General features: G+C 36.4%; 1 protein-coding gene. It reads left to right on the top strand.

Features of this window, described 5'->3' with window-relative positions:
- Positions 1 to 1,739 precede the first annotated feature (1,739 nt).
- Complete coding sequence (locus ACFIL3_RS07630; RefSeq protein ID WP_273790974.1) at positions 1,740 to 2,144, top strand: flagellar protein FlgN; 405 nt, start codon at positions 1,740 to 1,742, stop codon at positions 2,142 to 2,144.
- Positions 2,145 to 2,569: the final 425 nt, after the last annotated feature.

The raw sequence follows: 2,569 nt of genomic DNA, 5'->3' as shown, positions 1-2,569 counted from the left end.
CGTAAATGGTATAACGGTAAATGTGAATAGTATAACAGTAAAGCTCTCATGAAATAATATAAACTTTGAATAATATAAAAATCTATAAAATGCTATCATCTTTATACTTATGAAAGAGCAAGTCACAATCATCGTACGCTTGCTTCCAATGTTTATTATAGTTCTTGGCATTTGCTAAGGTTCATAAGAAGTCTTTTTCTTTCAGCGTATTTTATCAACACATCAGGGCGTTGTTTGTGATGTGCAAGCAAGTGATTTTAATTTATTCAACATGGAATAGATTTGAAATGTGATGATTATGAAAGAGAAGAGCTGCATTTAAAAGGTTGAAAACGAGAGAAAGATCGTAAACAAAAATTGTACCTTGATTATAAAATGATTGTTTCTCTGTTTTTATACCAGTAGCACATGTAAAGTCGCGATATTAAGAGCAAACTGTGTTATGGAATGAAATAATCTGTAAGAAGATGCTGTGAAAATTCTGAAAATATCAATGGGGGGAGCGTTAAGCATTATGCATTGGATAATATTTTGATTTATAGATGATAATCTATCGTTATTCAACTTGAATTAGATTCCTTAATACTGGAAATTTTTTCATTCCAAATCTGTTTCGTGGTGAATTAACCAAAACAACGTCTTTTGCAGTTACAAGCAGGGAGCTCCCATGCGCAGAGAAATTGTACAAGAAAGGCCATGCTTTATGAACCGTCTCAAGTGCCAAGGGTATCAGAACATAAGGGGTTAGAAAAATATGTGATGGTGCTGGCTTGCTTCTTTTATTAAGCGTAAAGATGGAAAGTGCTCAATGGATTTTATACATGTCATGGAAGATTTATCATTATACCATTGATGGGCCGCGGTGCGAAATAGGCTTGGGTGCACTTAAGAGATATTTCTTTAAAACAAGCGCGTAAATATGCGGTTGAAGACGTATCGAACTGATTGGCTAAGAAACTCTTGAAAAGGTTCAAAAAATCTTATATAGTCGTTCATTGCAAAGAAAAGCGAATGATAATTTAAAAAAGGAAGATTGATGGCTGTTTAGCTATTTGAAGATGTCTTTTTTTATATTGCTGTATGGCTGATCTGTTCAAAAGAACATTCTTTTTGTGTTTTATGCGAAATACTGCATGTGTGCAGAAAGAGCATGGGAGAGGGGGTGTCCTTTTGAATGGGTGCAAACTGATCTTGTTGGGCGCCATCTTATGGGGCGCTGGAAGGTATACAAGTTTAAGTGCAGAGAGAGCCATAAGGTTATGGAGGGTAAAGTGCTTCTATCAGTAAAATGCTGAAATTTTTAATGGGCTTACGTCTTTATATGCTGCAAGATAGACTGCGGTTTTTTGTCGGCAGATATTTTTTGTGGCTGAAGTTCTCGTGAAAGCATTGTTATTTTCTGTTGAAGATGAGCTCGTGATAAAATCGGCAAAGATAAAATCGGCAAGGCGAAATAGACAGAGCAAATATGGAAGTTTCGATATTGCTGGAAGGTTTAAGTCTATAGCGTTTTTATGGACTAGTATAGCCGCAATGATGGTTTTGGAGCAAAGCAAGAAAAATATTTGAGAGAACGCGTTGAAAGTTGAAGTGGTATACGCTTTGAAGGATTGTCGTGCTGTTGTTTGAGCAATGTTTGCACCACGAGCTTGGTTGAGTGTATCAGCATTGAAGAGAACCTGTTTAGTCTCCCTCATTTGAAAGTAAGATTGAACAATAGTGTTGAAGGGGAAGTAAAAATGTCTGTAGTGCAATATGGTGATGATAGTTTTGCGGCAAAAGCAAAAGTTCTTGATAACAACCTTATTGATCGTGATTGGGCGATGACAAAATTTGTTGCTGCTGTTAAAGGATTAGCTCAAGTTGTTGATTATGAAAGCAATATGCTAGAGAGCAGTGGTGTTCCAGATTACGAAGAAATAAATTTGCGTAAAATACGTGGTTTGCGTGATCTTAATAAATCCATGAGTGATGTGAAGCGCTATATGAATCAAGATATTGAGCATGAGGTTGAAAGTTTGTTGTCTGATTTACAAGAAAAATTACAGCGTAATAGTGAATTACTTCAAACACATTTAAATGCAGTTAATGATCTTTCTAGAGCTATACAACTATCTGGACGTGCAAAAGAAATAGAGGAATGATCAAATCTGCTCAATACGGGCTGTTCTAAGTCATGACAATGATTAGGTAGGGCAGTTGATTTGGATAAATAGTGCGTTTAGTGAGTAGACGTGTTTTAAGTGCATTTTGGTATTTAAATTATTATCCTGATGTACTGTAAAACGCTGTTCTTAAAACAATGTCTTTTAAGGTGTCGTGATGTGAACCGCATGCGGTGAGAAGCTGGCTAGAAGAGAATTCAGAGAAGGCGGATTATTTACAGAGAATTGTTTGCAGACTGAGTTAATAGGGAGCTTCATTTTTTAGTTTAGGGGGAGAGGCGATCAAGAGAATATTTAGACCAGCCTGTGATGCCTTAAAAACAGCTTCCTTGGGGCTGTGGTAATGTAAGGTTTATACATTGGTCTTTTGCATGCATTTAGCAGATCTGGCGGCGACTTACTCT

This window comes from Bartonella sp. CE47NXGY, from assembly GCF_042195415.1.
Lineage (GTDB): Bacteria > Pseudomonadota > Alphaproteobacteria > Rhizobiales > Rhizobiaceae > Bartonella.
The sequence above is the reverse complement of the archived record's forward strand: the minus strand, read 5'-3'. Positions and strand labels throughout refer to the sequence as shown.